Below are 20,584 nucleotides of genomic sequence, written 5' to 3' on the forward strand. Positions count from 1 at the left end.
CGAGCTTTTGCGGGCTAAAAAACAAAAGCCCCCTGACAGCAGGGAGCTTTTGTTTATAAAATAATAGCAATTAATCCGCCAGATCCTTCGTTAATAATTCTTTCTAGCGTTTCTTTTAATTTATAACGTGCATTTTCAGGCATTAAAGATAACTTAGCTTGAATTCCTTCTCGAACAATTGAACTAAGTGAGCGTCCAAAAATATCAGAATTCCATATAGAAAGTGGGTCATCCTCAAAATCTTGCATTAAGTAGCGGACGAGTTCTTCACTTTGTTTTTCAGTTCCAATAATTGGTTCAAATGTAGATTCAACATCTACTTTAATCATATGAATAGACGGTGCAACTGCTTTTAATTTCACACCAAATCGCGATCCATGCCGGATAATTTCCGGCTCATCTAGACTCATATCAGCTAAGGCAGGCGCAGCCACACCATATCCTGTTTGTTTGACCATTCTTAAGGCATCCGAAACTTGATCATACTCCGTTTTCGCATGAGAAAAATCAAGCATAAGCTTTAATAAATGATCTTTCCCTCTAATTTCTACACCTACAACTTCTTTTAATATTTGATCGTACAATTCATCTGGTGCGTATAAATCGATCTCTGCAACACCTTGCCCCATATCTATCCCAGCTAGACTCGCCCGATCGATAAATTCATATTGACTAAACTGCCAAACAACGCGGTCTACATCACGTAACCGCTTTATATCTTTAACCGTTTCTTGAACAGCTTCTTGATAACTTTGACGTAACCAATGCCCTTCATTTAAAACCATAACCCAACTTGGAAGATTCACATTCACTTCCAAAACAGGGAATTCAAATAAAGCTTCTCGAAGTACATTGTAAACATCTGTTTCTCGTAAACCCTCCACACTCATTGCTAGTACTGGAATATCATGCTCTTCTGATAAACTCTGGCGTAACTGTTCCGTATCTGGATGATACGGCTGTACAGTATTAATAATCATGATAAAAGGTTTTCCAACTTCTTTTAACTCATTTATAACACGTTCTTCTGCTTCTATATAATCCCGTCTTGGAATTTCTCCAATGGTTCCATCAGTTGTAATGACTACTCCAATAGTAGAATGTTCTTGAATTACTTTACGCGTTCCAATTTCAGCAGCCTCATGAAACGGGATAGGCTCTTCATACCAAGGTGTATTAATCATGCGTGGGCCATTCTCATCTTCATACCCTTTCGCTCCAGGAACCGTATAACCAACACAATCTACTAAACGAATATTTACTTCAAGACCGTCATCAACCTGGATGGAAACCGCTTGGTTTGGAACAAATTTAGGCTCTGTTGTCATAATCGTACGTCCAGCAGCACTTTGTGGCAATTCATCTTGCGCTCGCTGACGATCCGAGTCATTTTCAATATTCGGAATAACAACAAGCTCCATAAATTTTTTAATAAACGTCGATTTTCCTGTTCGAACAGCTCCTACAACCCCTAAATAAATATCACCGCCTGTGCGCTCAGCAATATCTTTAAAAATATCGACCTTTTCCAAGTGATTCCCTCCCTCAAAATTTTTGGGAATAGTCCAATTTGTATTCACATCCAATTACCTTTTCTGATGTTTCCTATCATATGAAATAACATAAAGATATTCTAGAAGTGCTGATAATATATAAATCCAATTTGATTTTCTAACAGATACATTACAGTTATGAAAAACAGACAGAGACCTTCACTCATTTTCTCCTTCTGTTTTCACATGGCATGGGGCTAAAAAAGGCACTGACCGCTTCTATCCATGGCCGGATCCTCTCATCCATCTGAAAAGAATGGTTTTATGTTCGTTTTTTAATTTGGATTTATATATATCATATGATTTTGTCCTAAATTCATATGACTATTTAAAAAGAACTTTTTGTTTTCATCATAAGTTGGATTACATAAAAAACCTTTCTTCTAGAACTTATTCGCTAGAAGAAAGGTTCATGACTTATCATTTAAAAAAAATTGGTTCTCCGTTTCTTACTGTATACGGTAAAGAGTATGCAGGTACAAATGGCGCATCTTTTACAAGTAAATTACGAATATCTTCCCCCTCTTTCAATTCCCCTTCATTTTTTGGTAACAACTCATATAAGTCCATCCGATAATCAACAAAAAGCTCTCCCTTTTCATCGATTACAAGCGGCAATCCTTTTCCAGAATACGGACTTGTCACTTGAGGTACATCTTTATATCCAATTTTTTTAAAATCTAGCTCATAAACACCATCTGTAATAACTTTTTTAAAAGGGGGATATTGATGATCATCACGATACATTTGCAATTTCAAGCTAACCTCTTGAATTTGTTCTGCCATTCTGACATCGATTAACTTTACAGTTGGATTTGTTTCTACATCTATTAATACGTATTGATATACACCACCACTTTCATATGCATTTCCAGGTGCTTCTTGTATATAGCGTGGTGCTATCTTTTGAAAATCAATGGGATATTTTTGATAAATTGGTGTGTCCATATCCCGCGTTTTAATTGGTAATAAACCACTATTTTGTTCCTTATATGTATTGACCGCTTTTTGAACAGCTTGTAATTGATCTTCATAAGGGACCGCATTTTGTTTCAGATTTTCTTTCGGATACATACATCCTGATAAAAGGCTTGTACAACAAAATATTAGAATAATATATGTTCTTTTCAAAAACAATCCATCTTGTATTTTTTCACTCACATCTATTAAACGTTTACTCATCTACACCTATCCCCTCACAAGCTATTTGAAAACAACGGGTATTGATTTGTTTTATTGTTCAACTGGCCCACTAAACACAACGAGAAAAATAACAATTCCAGCCACAATCATAAGTGTATAAGCAACAATCGCTGTAATCCCTTTCAAAATTTTATTATTCATTTTATGTCTACTTAATAAAATAAAAGCTACTGCAATAAACATAAACCCCATAGCCCCTAAAGAAAACCACATTTTTATAAGTCCTTCAGACATGTGTACACCCCTTAATTATCCATTTGTTTTTATACTATTTTAACAAATTTAAAATTTTAAACAAATAGAAAAAATGATATACGACCATTCTTTTTAAATACGAGAGCGAATCCACTTCTATATAGACACGAACATACAAAAAAAAACGAAAATACCCCCCCTTTATTTTCCATAGTAAAGCCTATACATTAAAAGAGGATATAACGTAAAACCCTGATGAGCGATAAAAATTTCAGTTTCTATACATATAAACTGAAAAACCGAAGCGGAATCTCCCCCGCTTCGGTTGACCAAATATGCCCATAAACAGCTCTAATCTCAATTCTTCATAGTCATACTATGCAATCTTCCAACTCTTTGTTTCTTACACTTTATTTTTTAAACATTTTACTTAACGAGCTAAAGTCTGCTGGCATATTATTATTAATAATCGCTTTAACAATTTGATCTTCTTGCTCTTTTTGTACCTCGCGTCCCGCCATCGCGGCCACCTGATGGATAAGTTGACGTAGTACTTTCTCATCGCGTAAATTTGCATTTTGTACAGATGACGCTAATTTAAAAATATCGTCTTTATTCACTTTCGCTTCTTTCTCAATATTATTGAAAATGTTATTATCCATTCCATTCACCCTCTCTTCAAGTTACACTCCATCGTATGCAAAAAGAAACAATTGGTGAAAAGACCTAGAAAAACAAAAAGCTGTATACGTGCTTTTTTACACGCATACAGCTTTTACTTATAATAAATCAGGTATTGCTTCAACTTCATGTTTACGAACGCGCCCCATCAATGAACCTACTGCATCTTTCACATTATTCCCATTGAATAGTACATCATATAAAGCTGCCGTAATTGGCATTTCAACTTCCATTTTCTCAGCCATTTCGTATGCAGCTTTCGTTGTTCGTACACCTTCAACAACCATTCCCATACTATCTAATACTTCTTCTAACGAATATCCTTTACCAAGCATATTCCCCGCACGCCAATTTCGGCTATGGACACTTGTACAAGTTACAATCAAGTCACCCATCCCTGTTAAACCAGCAAATGTTAATGGATTCCCGCCCATCTTTCTTCCTAAGCGAGCGATTTCCGTTAAGCCACGCGTCATCAGGGCCGCTTTTGCATTATCACCTAATCCAAGGCCGTCTGTTATACCAGCAGCTAGCGCAATGATATTTTTTAATGCACCACCAAGCTCCACACCGACGATATCAGGATTTGTATATACGCGGAAATAACTATTCATAAATAAATCTTGTACTTCTTCAGCCGCTTGCATTCGTTTAGCAGCAGCTGTAACAGTTGTTGCTTGACGCAGCCCTACTTCTTCCGCATGACTCGGTCCCGATAGGACAACAACATCACGAATAAGATGCGTTGGAATTTCTTCTTCAATCATCTCTGAAATACGTTTTGAAGTACCCGGCTCAATTCCTTTACTTGCATGAACCCAAGTAATTGGCTGTGAAACAATATCTTTCATATTTCGCAATACTTCTCGATATGCTTTCGTTGGCACGACTAAAAGTACTGTATCTGCATCTACTAACGCTTCCTCTAAAGAAGAGTAGGCCACAATTGTGCTTGGCAATGTAATCCCTGGAAGGTATCGACTGTTCTCATGTTTCATATTGATTTCATTCATGAGTTCTGAGCGATTCCCCCAAATCCGTACATCATGACCATTGTCAGCTAATACCATCGCTAACGCCGTTCCCCAGCTACCTGCTCCTACTACTGTGATTTTTTCCATAAAATCACACCCTCTCTCCATTAGTCTCTTGCTCTAGAAATAATTCGAATTGGCGTTCCTACAAAGCCAAACGACTCACGTAAACGATTCTTTAAGAAACGTTCATATGAAAAGTGCATTAATTCTGGATCATTTACAAAGACAACAAATGTCGGTGGTTTCACTGCAACTTGTGTTGCATAGAAGATTTTCAGACGACTACCATTATGTGTTGGTGTTGGATTCATTGCCACCGCATCCATAATTACGTCATTTAGTACATTCGTTTGTACGCGAATACTATGACTTTCATTCACTTCATTTATAACTGGTAACAATGTCTGTGTACGTTTTTTCGTTTTCGCAGATAAGAATACAATCGGTGCATAGTCTAAAAATTGGAAATGCGCGCGAATATTTTCTTCAAATGCTTTCATTGTTTTTTCGTCTTTTTTCACTGCATCCCATTTATTCACAACGATAATAACAGCTCGTCCTGAATCATGTGCATAGCCAGCGATTTTTTTATCTTGCTCAATAATTCCTTCTTCACCGTCTAAAACAACTAAGACAACGTCAGAACGTTCAATCGCTCTTAGTGCACGAAGTACACTATATTTTTCTGTACTCTCGTATACTTTTCCTTTTTTACGCATACCAGCTGTATCAATGATAACGTAATCTTGACCGTCTTTACTATACGGTGTATCGACAGCATCACGTGTTGTTCCTGCTACGTTACTTACAATTACACGCTCTTGACCAAGAAGTGCGTTAACAAGAGAAGATTTCCCTACATTCGGGCGTCCAATTAATGAGAAACGAATTGTCTCATCATCATATTCTTCCTCTTCGATCTTTGGAAAATGCTTTGCTGCTTCGTCTAGTAAATCACCTAAACCTAATCCATGCGTACCAGAAATTGGGAATGGCTCACCAAATCCTAATGCATAGAAATCATAAATTTCATTGCGCATCTCCGGATTATCAACCTTATTCACCGCTAGTACAACTGGCTTTTTAGAACGATATAAAATCTTCGCCACTTCTTCATCGGCAGCTGTTACACCATCGCGTCCATTTGTCATAAAAATGATAACATCCGCTTCATCGATTGCAACTTCCGCTTGTTGACGGATTTGTGTCAAAAACGGCTCATCTCCAATATCAATTCCACCTGTATCAATAATGTTAAATTCATGATTTAACCATTCTCCCGCACTATAAATACGATCTCGTGTTACACCCGGGATATCTTCTACAATTGAAACTCTCTCTCCAACAATTCTATTAAAAATAGTAGATTTCCCTACGTTCGGGCGTCCTACTATTGCCACTACTGGTTTCGGCATATCATTTCATCCTTTCAGCTTGCTTCTGTTTATTATGTAAAAAACCCTTCTTTGTGCAAGAAGGGATTTGCATTCCAGAATATTTCTCAACGTATCAAAACACCTCATATTATAGCACACGTTACTAATGTTTCACAATAATATATACATTCTCTTGTAAGCGATGTGCAATACCATCTAAAATTGCCTCTAAATTATTTGCAACAAATTCCATTTCTTCGTCCGATTCACAAATAAATAAAGGTGCTCCGCCCGCAAATTTTTCTCGCGTTGTTGTAATGACAGCAAGAATATAACTTTCTAACATCATCTTCTATTTCCCCTTCCTTTTGGGGCCTCTGATGACATATGTACCGCACTTTCTAACGTCGGTACATTCCCTATTACCGCAATCGCCTTTTTTACATCTTGATCTTGCGGAAGTACAAATACCCCAACTCTTCCATCTTCTAAATCCCGTTTAGCTAACGGAACTAACGCAGGGGTTCCAGAATCTCTAAATATGCCCAATGCAACCGAAACATCATGTAAAATGGCTTGCCGTTGTCCAAGGTTGGAAATTGTCACCCTTGCGTCAATAGACTTAGGCTTTAAAACAAATCCCATTCCATACTTCATAATTTCTTCTTGTCTTGCTGGCAATCCAATATTCATAATATAAATATTATCAATATATAATCCCGCTCCTTCAAATCGAAGAGGAACGTACTCAATATCTACAAGATCGCGCAGTCTTTTTCCAGACATTAACATTTTTGCAATAAAAAAACCTACTATACCAGCGGCAACACCAGCTATCCACGAATGAAAACCTATATATGTAAATGTTGTTGCAAATGATGTTAACATCGCTAAATAATTGCGACTTTCAAACACAAGAGCTATTCCCTCAATATACGTGTTTCCACGCGGTACGAGCTCATATCCATCTAATTGCTGCAGTGTATTCCTTTCCATATTTCGAACATCCCGAAATTGAGACGCAGCTAAAGTCAAGAAGGTAATCGCTGAAAAATCTTTCTTCAAAATAGACGGAATAGCAATCGCCCCTAACGCTGCTGCGATTAGTCCCATAGCAATGTGAATGATTTTCCCATGTAAACGTGTCGGATACTGCCTCGTATCTGTACGAAGCATCAAAATTCGCGTTATTGTTCCAGCAATGACGCCACATAAAATGGCTGATGTATATTCAGTCATGTATTATCCTTGCCTTTCTTTTACATGTTTTTTCCTAAATAATCCTCTGTACGCTGACATTTTTACGAGATAAAGCATCATCATAACAAGTAGTGTAGAAACAGCAATGATATCAAAAAATGTCAAACTACCAAATTCATATGGAAAATGAAGCCTACGAAAAATAAATGTTACCAATATTTCCCCTTGTAATGCGCCGGCATATAAAGAACATAAACGCAATAAACGATCTCGTTGTAATAAAATCGATGCATATACAAGAGCTCCGCTTAGCATAAAGGTTCGATCCATAACAATCCAAATCGGATCATATACCTCCAATAAATGAAAACTTGTATATAGCATAGCAATGATAAGTGCAGACAATAAGGCATATATTTTTTTCCAAATCGTATATAGCGTAATCCCCAAAAACGAAATCACGCCAAGTATAAGAGCATTTATTGATACAGTGAAAGAAGCAATCGATACAGTTAGCTGCGAACAAATAATAAACATTAATATAACAGCACTGCCTTTCCAACGAATTTCATCTTTTTTCAACAAAAACGTTGTAACAATCCACCCTATCCACGCTACGAAATAAAAATAACTTCCCTCCATATTTTCCCCTCCTATCATTTCCATTATGGGAACTTTTTATGAAAACTAATCCTGTTTGTCTTTTTGTATAGTTTTTCTTATAACAGCAACACTTTCTATATAAGGAGGTGTACATAACGATGGGAAAAGACCGCCAAGAAAAGAAGTTAAAACAATCACGCCGCGTTGAATCAGATCGTGATCAATCATTGCAATATCCTGGTGCAACGAGTCTTGATACACCAGAACAAGCTCGCAAGCAAAACCAACATTAAACAAAATGAAAAAACAGCCGCTGTCGGCTGTTTTTTTCATTTCCTCACAATTCATTATGTTATGAATCCATTCTCTAATGCTTTCTTTATTGCTTCTACACGATTAGAAACTTGGAGCTTCGTATATATATTAATAATATGTGTTTTAACCGTTGAAATTGAAATAAAGAGTTTCTCACCAATCTCTTTATTCGTCGCTCCAGTAGCTAGAACAATTAACACCTCTAATTCTCTCTGACTCAAAACCATATCAATTTTCTCTTGCTCTTTTCCTCCCAATAAACCAAATAAAAAATCCTGTTCTGCCTTATTTAAATCTTGTAATCGTTCTTTTTTCAAATATATTAGTAACGGTTTCAATTGTTTTTCCATTAGTTTATACGGCAACATAATACGATTTTCATAGCTATAATAGACAGCTTCTCTTAATAAATTCAGCTGTTCTCGCTCGCCTTTTTTATTACTTTCTAGTATATGGATTTTTAATAGTAATGAATCAACGAGTGCAATTCGCATCTTGTTCCTTCTTGTAAATTCTCCAACTTCATCAACTAATTTTAGTGATTCCTGTATATTTCCTTTCCGGGATAGAATCTTCGCATATAATAGCCGATCTTCCATCCGCAATCGATTTCTTGCCCTTTTTTGATGATACATAGAAACAAACAGATCAATTTGTTCTATATCATCTTCCCCAAATTCTATCGCATATTTCAATAAAGAAGCTACATACTGTTCATCTTCTCCTCCCTTCTTCATTGTACGGAACGAAAACATAAAAAAAATCAACCGTTCAGTTGATTTTTGGGGTTGAGTTCTTTTTGATTTTATTTTCACCTTGTAATAAACAAATTTCCTACAGAAAAAGGAAAATATGAGAATACATTATCTCTGACTATAGCATGTAGTATCAATTCCACGCTGTGATAACCAATGATATGTATCGCCTTTCACAATAAGCGGTACTCGCTGCAGCTCAGAAAGTGTTCTCGCTCCAAGAGCCGTCATAATAAATTGTAAATCTGTATGTAAAAGTTCTATTTCATCAATTAAATTTTGAGTACCATCATTCATCAATATACGTAAAAAATATCCAGCAAAAGCTGTCGCACTTGCTCCTAAGGCAATCGCTTTTGCTACATCAAGAGCGGTTTGTATACCACCAGATGCAATGAGAGAGAGGTTATTATTTGTAGAGGACGCTTCTATTATCGAGGACGCCGCCTGAATGCCCCAATCGTTAAAATAAGAAAGCATTCGCTGCCTTCGTTCATTTTCAACTGCCGCAAAATTTGTGCCTCCATAGCCACCAATGTCTACAGCTGTAACGCCAACATTCACTAATTGCTGTACTGTTTCTTTACTCATGCCAAACCCTACTTCTTTCACTATAACTGGAACTTCAGAACTGAGAACAATCTTTTCAATTCGGTCTAATACACCTGTAAAATCTCGATCACCTTCTGGCATTGTTAGTTCTTGAATGACATTCAAATGTATTTGCAAAGCATTTGCTTCAATCATATCAACTGCCCATTTCGCTTGTTCAACGCTTGCTTCACTACCTAAATTTGCAAAAATGATTCCATTTGGATTCACTTTTCGAACAATTCGATAAGAAGATGCTTCTCTTTCATCTTTTAATGCTGCCATTTGAGAACCAACAGCCATCGCAAGATTGTGATACTTCGCCACATGTGCTAATTCCTCATTAATATGTAATGTGTGATCTCCACCACCACCAGTCATCGCATTGATAAAAATCGGCGAACTTAAAGAAAGTTCGCCGATTTTCGTTTCAAATGTAATGCTTTCATAACTTGAATTTGGCAAGCTTTGATGGACAAATGCAATATCATGAAAACCATGTGTACGAGACTGTCCGGTAGAAAGAGCGTATTCAATGTGATCTAATTTTCGTTTTGCCCTTACCACTTGTATCCCTCTTTATTTTTTTAATTTTTTCAGTTGTTCACCAATAATATCGCTAAATTGGAAAGTCGCAGACTCAGAATTCGGCTCATATTGACTATAATCTTCTGTCTCATTATTTTCTTCAACAGCTTCTTTTATACTTAAAGAAATACGTTTTTCTGCTTCGTGAACTTCAAGTACTTTCACTTTCACTTCTTGTCCCATTTCTAATACTTCATTTGGATTTTTCACATGACGATTTGCAATTTGTGATACATGCACAAGTCCTTCTACACCTGGTAAAATTTCAACGAAAGCACCGAAAGTAACAATTCTCTTCACTACACCTTCTCTAATGTCACCCGCTTTAACTTCAGCAGACACATTTTCCCAAGGCCCTGGCTGAGCAGCTTTAATCGATAAGGAAATGCGCTGCGTATCTGCATCAACTGATAACACCTTAACTTTTACACTTTGTCCTTGTGTCAGCACATCAGAAGGCTGGGCAACACGATCATGAGAAATTTGGGAAATGTGTACTAAACCATCTACACCACCAACATTCACAAAAGCACCAAAGTCAGTTAATCGTTGAACTGTACCTTCCACAACGTCTCCTTCTTTTAAAGAAGAAATTGCTGCTTTTTTCTTCGAATCTAATTCTTGTTCTACAACTGCTTTATGTGAAAGAATCACACGATTCTTTTCACGATCTAATTCAACGATTTTCACCGCTAATGTTGTTCCTTTATAATCAGTAAAATCTTCTACATAGTGCACTTCTACAAGTGAAGCTGGAATAAATCCACGGACTCCTAAGTCCACAACTAAACCACCATTCACAATATCTTTTACAGTAACGTCAAATACTTCACCTGAAGTAAATTTCCCTTGTAATTCTATCCATGCTTTTTCTGCATCAACAGCTCGTTTCGATAATACGAGATCATCATCTTCTAATTTAATAACTTTCAATTCAAGAGTTTGCTCTAATTCTACAACATCGCTCGCCTTTTCAATATGAACGTTAGCTAATTCACTAATTGGAATAACGCCGTCTGTTTTGTATCCAACATTTACAAGAACTTGTTTTTCTTCAACCTTTGTTACAGAACCCGTAACAACATCACCCACTTGTAATACTTTTGAATCCACAACTTCTTCATTCATTTTCTCTACCATGGAAATACCTCCCTACAGAATTGACAAAGCTTTTTTATGTATATACGAAATGAAAACAAATGCTTTCATTTGCATGTTATAAGAATGTTTTAGCATATACTCACTTCTAATGCAGACAACAACCCTATTATTTACTCTATACTGCATAGAAGATATAGCAACCTATATAAATAGTATACAGCAAAATCACCTTGAATAAAGTATGTTTTAAAATATAATAGCGAATATATTCTGACACTTTCTTTTACTAACTTCTTATAAATTGACTCATTTGTCAAGAAAAGTGTCTTATCCTTCTCCATTACACTGATGTTTTTCAATTGAACTATCCTTACCTACCTTTACACGGGCTTAAAGCGGGTGATTCTCGGTTAAAATAATAAAAAAAAGAAAGAGGATTCCCCTTTCTTTACTTTACAAATTCTCCAGAAACAATATCCATAATTTTTCGGACAACTTCTTCAATCGATAAGGACGTTGTATCTAATTCCAACGCATCATCCGCTTTTTTTAATGGAGAAACTTCTCGCTCTGAATCAAGCTTATCTCGCTGAGCAATCTCTTTTTTCAATTGCTCTAAACTAGAAGCGAAACCTTTTTTCTCATTTTCAAGATGTCTACGCTCCGCTCTCTCTTGAACAGAAGCAAGCATAAAAATTTTAACTTCTGCATTAGGTAACACATGCGTACCAATATCACGACCATCCATTACCACTCCGCCCTTTTCTGCTAGAGCTTGTTGACGTCGTACCATCTCTTCACGAACAAGACGATGCTTAGCAACAATTGATACGCGATTTGTTACATCCGGTGTACGAATCGCTTCAGATACATCTTGGTCGTTTAAGAAAACAAGTTGTGTATTTTCACCGTGTTGAAACTCGATATTTACATTTTTTAAAACTGCCATTAAATTTTCTTCATTTTCAATATCTACACTTTGCTGAAGAGCAGCATATGTAAGCGTACGATACATCGCCCCTGTGTCAATATACACATAAGAAAGTTTTTTCGCAACAATCTTTGCCACTGTACTTTTTCCAGCTGCCGCTGGACCATCTATCGCAATTGAAATTCGTTTATCCATTGTAGCACCTCATTTTTTCACTTATAAAACAAAATGAAAAGCAGGTACAATCCCCCTGCTTCTTCTCGCTTGTTTCCTGCCGATTAAATCCTCAATTATTGTAGCACAATCCTTACTAGAAGAAAATGAAAACTACTTATTCACTTGTAAAAATTCAGTTGTACTTTTACTTATAACACCTTCATAATAAACAATTTTCGACAAGTATTTCACTGTAGATTCTTGCATAAAAAGTAATTGAATTATACAGAGACAAATAAATTGAATGCATACTATACGAATTAAAACTCTCTCAATTTTTCTCAAAAAATATCCTCTTTTCTTTTTTTCTCACTCCAACAACTTAACGATAGAAAACATAAAAAATACCGTCTTCCATTATCCCAATATACAGTAGTTAACTTTATTTTAATTTCTTATATAAACTTTTATACATTTTCATTGTCCAATCTAGCGAAAACATGGTATGTTCTAAATGTATTTTTCGACTGGAAAGGGGTATAAGCATTGAAAAAAATCCTAGTTTTACACACAGGTGGAACAATCGCAATGGAGGAAGATAAAGAAACTGGGGTTGTACAGCCAGGGGAACAAAATCCTCTTTTAACATTCATTCCTGATTTAGAGGATACGATTGATTTAATTGTTGAAGATGTGTTTCATCTTCCATCTCCTCACATGACTCCTAGTGAGATGTTGCAATTACAAGTCATCATCGACGAAAGAATAAAAAACGAAGACATCCATGGTGTTGTCATTACACATGGTACAGATACATTAGAAGAGACGGCATATTTTTTAGATTTAACTGTACAAGTAAACATCCCAATCGTTGTAACGGGGGCAATGCGCTCTAGTAACGAATTAGGTGCTGACGGTTTATATAACTTTTTATCTGCTGTAAAAGTAGCAAGTAGCAATGAAGCAATCGGAAAAGGTGTTCTTGTCGTATTAAACGACGAAATTCACTGTGCAACAAATGTAACAAAAACACATACGAGTAACGTCGCAACTTTCCAAAGCCCTCAATACGGCCCAATCGGTATGGTAACAAAGCGCGGTGTTGTCTTCCATCACGCTCTCGTACATCATGAAACATATAAAGTTGGACAAATTTCTAAAAATGTTGTTGTGTTAAAAGCTTACGCTGGTATGGATGATACATTATTAACTGCTATTGAAAACCTACCGGTAGACGGTATTGTAATCGAAGCACTGGGTCAAGGTAATTTACCACCACGAACACTCCCAAGTTTGCAACGCTTAATCAATAAAGGAATTCCAATTGTTCTTGTTTCCCGTTGTTTTAACGGCATTGTTCAAGACGTATATTCCTATGAGGGCGGGGGAAAACAATTAAAGGATATGGGTATTGTTTTCACGTACGGTTTAAACGCCCAAAAGGCTCGTATCAAACTACTTGTTGCCTTAGAATGTGCTCACTCTCAAGACAAGATCCAACAAATGTTTATGCACGATTAAAAAATAAGCTGTCGAAATTCGACAGCTTATTTTTGTTCTCTTAATATAATTGTTTTTGTAATTGCTCCCCCATGAAATCTTCCGTTTTCAATAAAGATTTCATTCGCATTATTTCCAGCTGCAATAACACCCGCAATAAAGATATTGTCAACATTCGTTTCCATTGTTTCTTCTGTATACATTGGGCGTCCTGTTTCCTTATCAATTTCTACTCCCATTTTTGTTAAAAAGCTATGATCAGGATGATACCCTGTCATCGCAAACACAAAATCATTCTGAATCGTAAAAGATTCTTCTTCACTTGTATACGTAAGTGTATGTTCAGTAATTTCTTTTACATGAGCATGAAACTGCATCTGAATTGTACCATTACGAACTAACGCTTCAAATTCAGGTAAAATCCATGGCTTAATACTCTGTGAATATTCTCCACCGCGATACAACACCGTTACACGCGCTCCAGCTTTCACAAGTTCTAGCGCTGCATCTATACTTGAATTTTTCCCTCCTATTACAACTACGTCTCGATCAAAATAAGGATGTGCCTCTTTAAAATAATGAGATACTTTCTTTAAATCTTCTCCTGGAACATTCATATAGTTTGGATTGTCATAATACCCGGTTGCCACTACAATATACTTTGCTATATATGTCTCCTTGTTTCCATCACGCTTCGTCGTATTTACTTGAAAGAAATCTCCGTCTTTTCGAACTTGTTCTACACGTTCAAATGCATTTACACGTACCCCTTTACGTTTTACCACTTCACGATAATACGCTAAAGCTTGATTACGAACTGGTTTACGATTTTCTGTAATAAAAGCCACTTCACCAATCTCCAACTTTTCGCTTGAGGAAAAAAACGTTTGGTGAGTTGGATAGTGATAAATTGCATTGACAATATTTCCTTTTTCAATTACTAGTGGATCAATTCCCTCTTGCTGCAATGAAATCGCCGCTGCTAATCCACACGGTCCGCCCCCGATTATAATAGCTGTTTCTTTTTGCATACTCGGTTCACTCCTAGTCTTTTGCTTCAATTCCTACTTATTATCAAACAAGAAAAAACCTACTTTCAGCAGTAGGTATCTATCTTTATTGTATTCATTTTTTATACATTTGTCATCTAAACGATACGTACATTCGATAGACATCCGCTAAAAATTGTTTGAATCTTATTCCTTGTTGACTAAATACATTTTCCGGATCAATCTTCCTTGTAGGGTCGAGCATTTTATGAGATACAATATCTGTTTTGGGATTTAAATTAAATGTATGACATAAATAAGCATGATACCATGTGAATCGCGTATATGAATTCCAAAAGTTAACGTTACCCCCATAACACATTTCAACACCAATTGCCGCTTTATTTGCATCATAACCAAATAATTCATTATCTATCGGTACATTATATCTTACATGGTACGCTACCTCATCAATTGGGATAATTTCTAAAATGGTCGTATCATCTACAAAAGTGTGCGCAGACGCTTTCGGTTGTATTTCATTAAAATAATCTCGATTCCCAATTGCATTGCTCCCTGGGTTTCCCGTATCATGGCTTACAATAAACCTCACCTTTGAAAGACGAATCCCTGGCCGTGAGCTTCCATATCCAATATAATTCCGCTCTATAGGGAACATCACCATGTCTATCAACTCCGCTCTAGAAAATTACCTTTCTTCCTTATATATGTATTCAATTTTCATACCTATATAAATACAAATTAAAAAAACGATACAAAACCGAATCTGTATGTATAAGAGAACGTCTCGCTATGCATAGCGGTAGTTAGCCCATTTTCCTATCCTCGTCAAATAAAAACAAAGGGCAAAAACAAATACAGATCTACCTTTTATTTTTTAAAGTAACAACTTATATGTTACAGAATCAAGATAGTTTTATATAATACATTTCTTATACAAAGAGAAAATCAAAAATATTTGAAGTAAATATCATAAATAATAAAATACTTACAGCCGTTCCATAAAAGCCATAAAACCAAACACAGTCTTCCTTTGTATGTAGACCGAAAAAATTATTCACGGATTGTAAAAAAGATGAACGTTTCACATGATTCCCCCGCAAAACTTCTACTCGTTCCATAACATCTGTTGGCATCATAAATCTTTGGTCTGCTGTCATTTTCATTATTAATCTCTCCTTATTTTGTTTCCGAATTGTTTATCTAAGAAGAGTATAGCACAAACGTTCGTTAGGAACAAGTGTTCTTTTTTGTTTTTTATAATTAGACATCTATTTTTAAATAGTAACAATATAATTCCCTAAGTCCAATCATACATTTTCCAATTATAGAGCATTCATGGCCATGCAAAGTGAAACAGCACGAAAAATGCATACGGTTTATGTTTTAATCAGTGGGGATTTCCTTCATCCCCCACTGATTATTAGCCCTCACCAATCGGGATAAAACTCCCTTCGCATAATCCCTATTATTTTCCTCCACAAAAAACGTGGTTTCCTTAAAGGAAACCACGCTCTCTCTAAACATTCTGTTCTATTATACCCAGCCTCTAAAGCGGCTAGCTTCTGCCATTTTACGTACTCCAACCATATAAGCTGCTAGACGCATGTTTACTTTACGAACTTGTGACGTTTCATAAATGGAATCAAATGATCTTACCATTACTTTTTCTAAACGTTGTTCTACTTCTTCTTCTGACCAGTAGTACCCTTGGTTATTTTGTACCCATTCAAAGTAAGATACAGTAACACCACCAGCACTTGCTAATACATCCGGAACAAGTAAAATACCACGATCTGTTAAAATCTTTGTTGCCTCTAATGTAGTTGGGCCGTTCGCTGCTTCTACAACGATTTTAGCTTTAATATTAGCAGCATTTTCTTCTGTAATTTGGTTCTCAATTGCAGCTGGAACTAAAATATCACAGTCAAGCTCTAATAGCTCTTTATTTGAAATTGTATTGTTAAACAATTTCGTTACTGTTCCGAAGCTGTCACGGCGATCTAATAGGTAATCGATATCAAGTCCATTTGGATCATGCAATGCACCGTAAGCGTCAGAAATCGCAATTACTTTTGCACCAGCATCATGCATAAATTTAGCTAAGAAACTACCAGCATTTCCAAACCCTTGAACAACAACGCGAGCGCCTTTAATATCGATACCGCGTTTTTTAGCAGCTTCGCGAATACAGATTGTTACACCTTTCGCAGTCGCTGTTTCGCGACCGTGAGATCCACCTAATACAAGTGGTTTACCTGTAATAAATCCAGGTGAATTAAATTCATCGATGCGGCTATATTCATCCATCATCCATGCCATGATTTGCGAGTTTGTAAATACATCTGGAGCAGGAATATCTTTTGTTGGACCAACAATTTGGCTAATTGCTCGTACATATCCACGGCTTAGTCTTTCTAATTCACGAAAAGACATTTCTCGTGGATCACAAATGATACCACCTTTACCTCCACCATATGGTAAATCAACAATACCACATTTCAAACTCATCCAAATAGAAAGTGCTTTCACTTCGTTTTCTGTTACGTTTGGATGGAAGCGAATTCCACCTTTCGTTGGACCAACAGCATCATTGTGCTGCGCGCGATATCCTGTAAATATTTTAACAGTCCCGTCATCCATACGAACTGGAATTTTCACTGTCATCATTCTAATTGGTTCTTTAAGTAATTCATATACCTCGTTTGGATAACCCAACTTTTCTAAGGCTTCATTAATAACAATTTGTGTTGAATTTAACAATTCAAAGTGCTGCTCCCTTTGTTGTGTTTGTGTTTGAGCTCCCTTTTCGGCTACCATAGTAAGTAAACCCCCTGTAATTTCACTTGTTTAGTAAACCTTCATTGCCTAGTATACACCGTTAAATTTGGAATGCAATAGAAAACGCTAACAAATATATACAAATTATTCAACTTTGCAAGCGTTTTCACTATTATTATAGTCCTTTTATCACTTTTAGAAAAGTAAAATACTTAAATATTTAAATGTTTTTTATACCATCCTATATTTTAGCCTCTCCAATAGCACAATATATATAAATCCATCTTGATTTTAGGGCACATAACCCGCTGTTATGAAGAACAAAAATTGAACCACACTCATTTTCTCTCTTTGTTTTAACTTGGCATGGGGCAGGAAGATGGGCTGACCGCTTCTATGCATGGCCGGATGCTCTCTCCCGCCTAAAAAGAATGGTTTTATGTCATTTTTTCAATTTGTATTTATATACGAACAAAACCTCAAACTATTTATATTAGCTGAGGTTTTGTTTCAAGATAAAATACTTGTATATTTGTTGAATAGCTTCAGAAGCCATTAATTCTTTTCCATATTCCATAACACGATAAATCGTCACTGTAGAAGAATTACCATATTCCGCTAAAATCGCAATAATATCCGCCTTTAGTAAAGGTGTTTCTTCTTCCACCCAAAGATAAAAACGTCCATCCCATGTGTAAAGTTTACCTCCTGTTACACCGAGATTATACAATCGATTCGCCAAAGTAATCACATCTTCAAATGTTGCAAATTCATATAATATATGCTCACTCTCATCTAGAGTTACTTGCATCTCAATAAAATCATCACGAAACTCATCTTCTGTATCCGTTTCGTGATTTTCTTTTGTGACAATCACAACCATTCCTTGTGCCTGTAAAGAAAATACTTCGACTGCAATTGGACCATCCGCTTCAAATCCAAGTTCTTTATTTGCTTCTTGCATCATATCACGAAATAACTGCTGTACTTTTGGAGCATTTTTCCATAAATCTTCCTTCGTCAATCCTCTCTCAGATAGATCGTCAAACGTTAGGAAAATTTTGATTTTATTATAATTCAAACGTTCCAGCCTCATCTTGTAACCTCCCTACGTAACCGCTGTATCTAATTGTTATTATATGAAATAGAAAATAGATGGTTCTTTTCGAACGACCATTCGGACATTTTTAATCATTTATCCTATTTTTTTGTATATAAAGTGAAACTTTAATCAGTGAGGATTTTCTTCATCCATCACTGATTATCAGCCCCTCACCAATCGAGATTTTACGGGCAGCCCGCAAGTAGCGGGATAAATAACAAATGCCTCATTTCATAATTCACAGACATGTATTTTAACAAACAATACAAGGTATCGTCTACTAAAAATACTTCCTTGCTATACGTTATCTCAACGAATTTTGATTTTGCAATCGATTACTCTCTCATAAGCTTGGACTTTTTGACTGCTCACTTCAATCATGAACCTTTTTAAGATTCTCACTTTGCAACGTAATTAAGTGCGTTTGAGCTGGTGCTCGAAAACGCAGTGGAATGAAAGTCGTGCCATATCCGTTACTTACAAACAAAGTTGTATTCGGATACTTATACACACCGCCTTTTAAATATCGTTTAGAATGAAATAAACGAATTTGTCCTCCATGCGTATGACCACTTAATACGAGTGGAATTTGTTCTTGCCCAGACATTTTGTTTACAATATCCGGATTGTGACTAATAAGAATTCGAAAGCCATTTTCTTGACAATCTGCTAACGCCAAGTCTAAGCGATCTCGCTCTAATCCAACATCATCCACCCCTAATAAACAAAGCTTGTCACCACACTCCGATTCAAACAGCACCCTTGTATTATCTAGGATTTTCACATCATGTTCTAGTAATAACGCATCTAATTCATGATAGTCAATTTCATAATCATTATTTCCCCATACGAAATATGTAGGACCAATTTCACTTAATATTTGTACATTAGCAGCAACTTGTGATAACGATACACCTTCCTCAGCTAAATCGCCACCAATAACAACAAGATCAGCTTTCCCTTTTACCTTTTCAATTAAAGAAGGAGAAACCACTCTTCTATGAATATCTGAAATAAAAAAAATCCTAACCTTTCCAAAACTTATCGGAAAATCCTCAAATGATAAAGTATGTTCTAGCAATGTATCACGCAACGCTTCTCGATGCATTATAAAAAGACAAATAAAGCCTATACATATGAACGTACCGCCTAAAATCCATACCATATACTTCCCTCTCAATAAAATATAATATAATTCCCTCAAATCATATTGCTATAAAATTGAATGCTTCACTTATTTTTTCAGTTCACGCATATAAAGTAAAATTTTAATCAGCGGCCCTAACTGTAGCTCCACCGATTACTAGATCTCACCAATCAATCTTTTATGAAAAGTTATATTTTCATTCTAATACATTTTGAAGCAAAGAACTTATTACTTACAAATAGCCAAATCCAAACTATTTCATCTCTATTCTTTCCCGTTTTTTCCTGTAATAGGAATTTTCAATTCCTTTCCCACTTCTAACTGATTATCTTGTAAATTATTATAATTTTTAATAATTGTAGCCCCATCTTCATCGGGAAAATACTGTTTCCCAATACTTTCGAACGTCTCACCTTCCTTGACAATATGCGTTTCAAATTTCCCCTTCTTTTCTCCTTCTCCCTGTTTATTGGAATCGAAAAAAATCACTTCAAACGCATTTTTTCCAGGGGCATCCTTCTCTTTTACGCTTTTCACTTCAATATACTTATCCGTATACCATAGAATACTAAGTGGCAACAAAATAAACAAAAAAGTTAAAACTCGAACAAAAAAGTGATTAATCTTAAATTTAGATTTTTTCTTTTCTTTATCTTTATGAATCTCACTTCGCGGCGGTAAACCTTCTTCTGTTTGTTCTTCTTCCAACTCTTCTTCAAAGTCTTCTTCAAAATCGGGAATTTGCTTTCTCATGTTGTT

General features: G+C 36.0%; 22 protein-coding genes and 1 pseudogene. 2 read left to right on the forward strand and 21 right to left on the reverse strand.

Going from position 1 to position 20,584, the window contains the following annotated elements:
* Positions 1–53 precede the first annotated feature (53 nt).
* The 9 genes and pseudogenes from spoIVA to ACX5JI_RS13450 all read right to left on the reverse strand — a co-directional run bounded on the left by spoIVA (position 54) and on the right by ACX5JI_RS13450 (position 7,887).
* Positions 54–1,532 (reverse strand): stage IV sporulation protein A, encoded by a 1,479-nt coding sequence (gene spoIVA / locus ACX5JI_RS13410; RefSeq protein WP_459501525.1) that lies wholly within the window; start codon positions 1,530–1,532, stop codon positions 54–56.
* Positions 1,533–1,973: 441 nt separating this feature from the next.
* Positions 1,974–2,684 (reverse strand): YphF family lipoprotein, encoded by a 711-nt coding sequence (locus ACX5JI_RS13415; RefSeq protein ID WP_459501610.1) that lies wholly within the window; start codon positions 2,682–2,684, stop codon positions 1,974–1,976.
* Positions 2,685–2,786: 102 nt separating this feature from the next.
* Entirely contained in the window at positions 2,787–2,990 is a 204-nt protein-coding gene (locus ACX5JI_RS13420; protein ID WP_459501526.1) for a DUF2768 domain-containing protein, read from the reverse strand.
* Between the two features lie 371 nt (positions 2,991–3,361).
* Positions 3,362–3,613, reverse strand: coding sequence for a stage VI sporulation protein F (locus tag ACX5JI_RS13425; protein ID WP_459501527.1), 252 nt, complete (start codon positions 3,611–3,613; stop codon positions 3,362–3,364).
* A gap of 117 nt (positions 3,614–3,730) precedes the next feature.
* The gene (locus ACX5JI_RS13430; RefSeq protein WP_459501528.1) at positions 3,731–4,753 is read right to left on the reverse strand and encodes an NAD(P)H-dependent glycerol-3-phosphate dehydrogenase; all 1,023 of its coding nucleotides are present in this window, start codon (positions 4,751–4,753) and stop codon (positions 3,731–3,733) included.
* A 20-nt stretch (positions 4,754–4,773) separates the two neighbouring features.
* Positions 4,774–6,084, reverse strand: a complete 1,311-nt coding sequence (gene der, locus ACX5JI_RS13435) for a ribosome biogenesis GTPase Der (RefSeq protein WP_459501529.1) — start codon at positions 6,082–6,084, stop codon at positions 4,774–4,776.
* A gap of 124 nt (positions 6,085–6,208) precedes the next feature.
* Complete coding sequence (locus tag ACX5JI_RS13440) at positions 6,209–6,394, reverse strand: capping complex subunit for YIEGIA (protein ID WP_459501530.1); 186 nt, start codon at positions 6,392–6,394, stop codon at positions 6,209–6,211.
* Positions 6,391–7,284, reverse strand: a complete 894-nt coding sequence (locus ACX5JI_RS13445; RefSeq protein WP_459501531.1) for a YIEGIA family protein — start codon at positions 7,282–7,284, stop codon at positions 6,391–6,393. The genes ACX5JI_RS13440 and ACX5JI_RS13445 overlap by 4 nt, the downstream gene beginning before the upstream one ends.
* Positions 7,277–7,887: pseudogene (locus ACX5JI_RS13450) on the reverse strand (YphA family membrane protein). The gene ACX5JI_RS13445 and the pseudogene ACX5JI_RS13450 overlap by 8 nt, the downstream one beginning before the upstream one ends.
* A 119-nt stretch (positions 7,888–8,006) precedes the next feature.
* On the opposite strand from ACX5JI_RS13450, the gene ACX5JI_RS13455 reads away from it, so the two are divergent.
* A complete protein-coding gene (locus tag ACX5JI_RS13455) occupies positions 8,007–8,141 on the forward strand; it encodes a YpzI family protein (protein WP_016114084.1) in 135 nt (44 codons plus the stop codon).
* A gap of 54 nt (positions 8,142–8,195) precedes the next feature.
* Here ACX5JI_RS13455 and ACX5JI_RS13460 read toward each other — a convergent pair whose 3' ends face one another.
* The 5 genes from ACX5JI_RS13460 to ACX5JI_RS13480 form a co-directional block, all read right to left on the reverse strand.
* Positions 8,196–8,918, reverse strand: coding sequence for a response regulator transcription factor (locus ACX5JI_RS13460; RefSeq protein WP_459501532.1), 723 nt, complete (start codon positions 8,916–8,918; stop codon positions 8,196–8,198).
* A gap of 108 nt (positions 8,919–9,026) precedes the next feature.
* Positions 9,027–10,076: a type 2 isopentenyl-diphosphate Delta-isomerase gene (gene fni / locus ACX5JI_RS13465; RefSeq protein ID WP_459501533.1), complete on the reverse strand. Its 1,050-nt coding sequence runs from the start codon at positions 10,074–10,076 to the stop codon at positions 9,027–9,029.
* A 12-nt stretch (positions 10,077–10,088) separates the two neighbouring features.
* Complete coding sequence (gene rpsA / locus ACX5JI_RS13470) at positions 10,089–11,237, reverse strand: 30S ribosomal protein S1 (RefSeq protein ID WP_459501534.1); 1,149 nt, start codon at positions 11,235–11,237, stop codon at positions 10,089–10,091.
* Positions 11,238–11,646: 409 nt separating this feature from the next.
* A complete protein-coding gene (cmk, locus tag ACX5JI_RS13475) occupies positions 11,647–12,324 on the reverse strand; it encodes a (d)CMP kinase (RefSeq protein WP_459501535.1) in 678 nt (225 codons plus the stop codon).
* Between the two features lie 132 nt (positions 12,325–12,456).
* Positions 12,457–12,630: a DUF5359 family protein gene (locus ACX5JI_RS13480; protein ID WP_459501536.1), complete on the reverse strand. Its 174-nt coding sequence runs from the start codon at positions 12,628–12,630 to the stop codon at positions 12,457–12,459.
* 201 nt (positions 12,631–12,831) lie between these two features.
* On the opposite strand from ACX5JI_RS13480, the gene ACX5JI_RS13485 reads away from it, so the two are divergent.
* Entirely contained in the window at positions 12,832–13,806 is a 975-nt protein-coding gene (locus ACX5JI_RS13485; protein ID WP_459501537.1) for an asparaginase, read from the forward strand.
* Between the two features lie 26 nt (positions 13,807–13,832).
* Here ACX5JI_RS13485 and ACX5JI_RS13490 read toward each other — a convergent pair whose 3' ends face one another.
* From ACX5JI_RS13490 to ACX5JI_RS13520, 7 genes are all read right to left on the reverse strand, one after another.
* On the reverse strand, positions 13,833–14,816 hold the full coding sequence (locus ACX5JI_RS13490) for a YpdA family putative bacillithiol disulfide reductase (RefSeq protein WP_459501538.1): 984 nt from the start codon (positions 14,814–14,816) through the stop codon (positions 13,833–13,835).
* Between the two features lie 112 nt (positions 14,817–14,928).
* Positions 14,929–15,459, reverse strand: coding sequence for a peptidoglycan recognition protein family protein (locus ACX5JI_RS13495; RefSeq protein ID WP_459501539.1), 531 nt, complete (start codon positions 15,457–15,459; stop codon positions 14,929–14,931).
* A gap of 268 nt (positions 15,460–15,727) precedes the next feature.
* Positions 15,728–15,964, reverse strand: a complete 237-nt coding sequence (locus tag ACX5JI_RS13500) for a DUF3961 domain-containing protein (RefSeq protein ID WP_459501611.1) — start codon at positions 15,962–15,964, stop codon at positions 15,728–15,730.
* Between the two features lie 367 nt (positions 15,965–16,331).
* The gene (gene gudB, locus ACX5JI_RS13505; protein ID WP_033675314.1) at positions 16,332–17,615 is read right to left on the reverse strand and encodes an NAD-specific glutamate dehydrogenase; all 1,284 of its coding nucleotides are present in this window, start codon (positions 17,613–17,615) and stop codon (positions 16,332–16,334) included.
* 454 nt (positions 17,616–18,069) lie between these two features.
* Positions 18,070–18,672 (reverse strand): genetic competence negative regulator, encoded by a 603-nt coding sequence (locus ACX5JI_RS13510; RefSeq protein WP_459501540.1) that lies wholly within the window; start codon positions 18,670–18,672, stop codon positions 18,070–18,072.
* A 379-nt stretch (positions 18,673–19,051) separates the two neighbouring features.
* Positions 19,052–19,843: a metallophosphoesterase gene (locus tag ACX5JI_RS13515; RefSeq protein WP_459501541.1), complete on the reverse strand. Its 792-nt coding sequence runs from the start codon at positions 19,841–19,843 to the stop codon at positions 19,052–19,054.
* Between the two features lie 246 nt (positions 19,844–20,089).
* Positions 20,090–20,578, reverse strand: coding sequence for a LysM peptidoglycan-binding domain-containing protein (locus ACX5JI_RS13520; protein ID WP_459501542.1), 489 nt, complete (start codon positions 20,576–20,578; stop codon positions 20,090–20,092).
* Positions 20,579–20,584 lie beyond the last annotated feature (6 nt).

The sequence above is a fragment of the Bacillus sp. C1 genome (assembly GCF_054570475.1).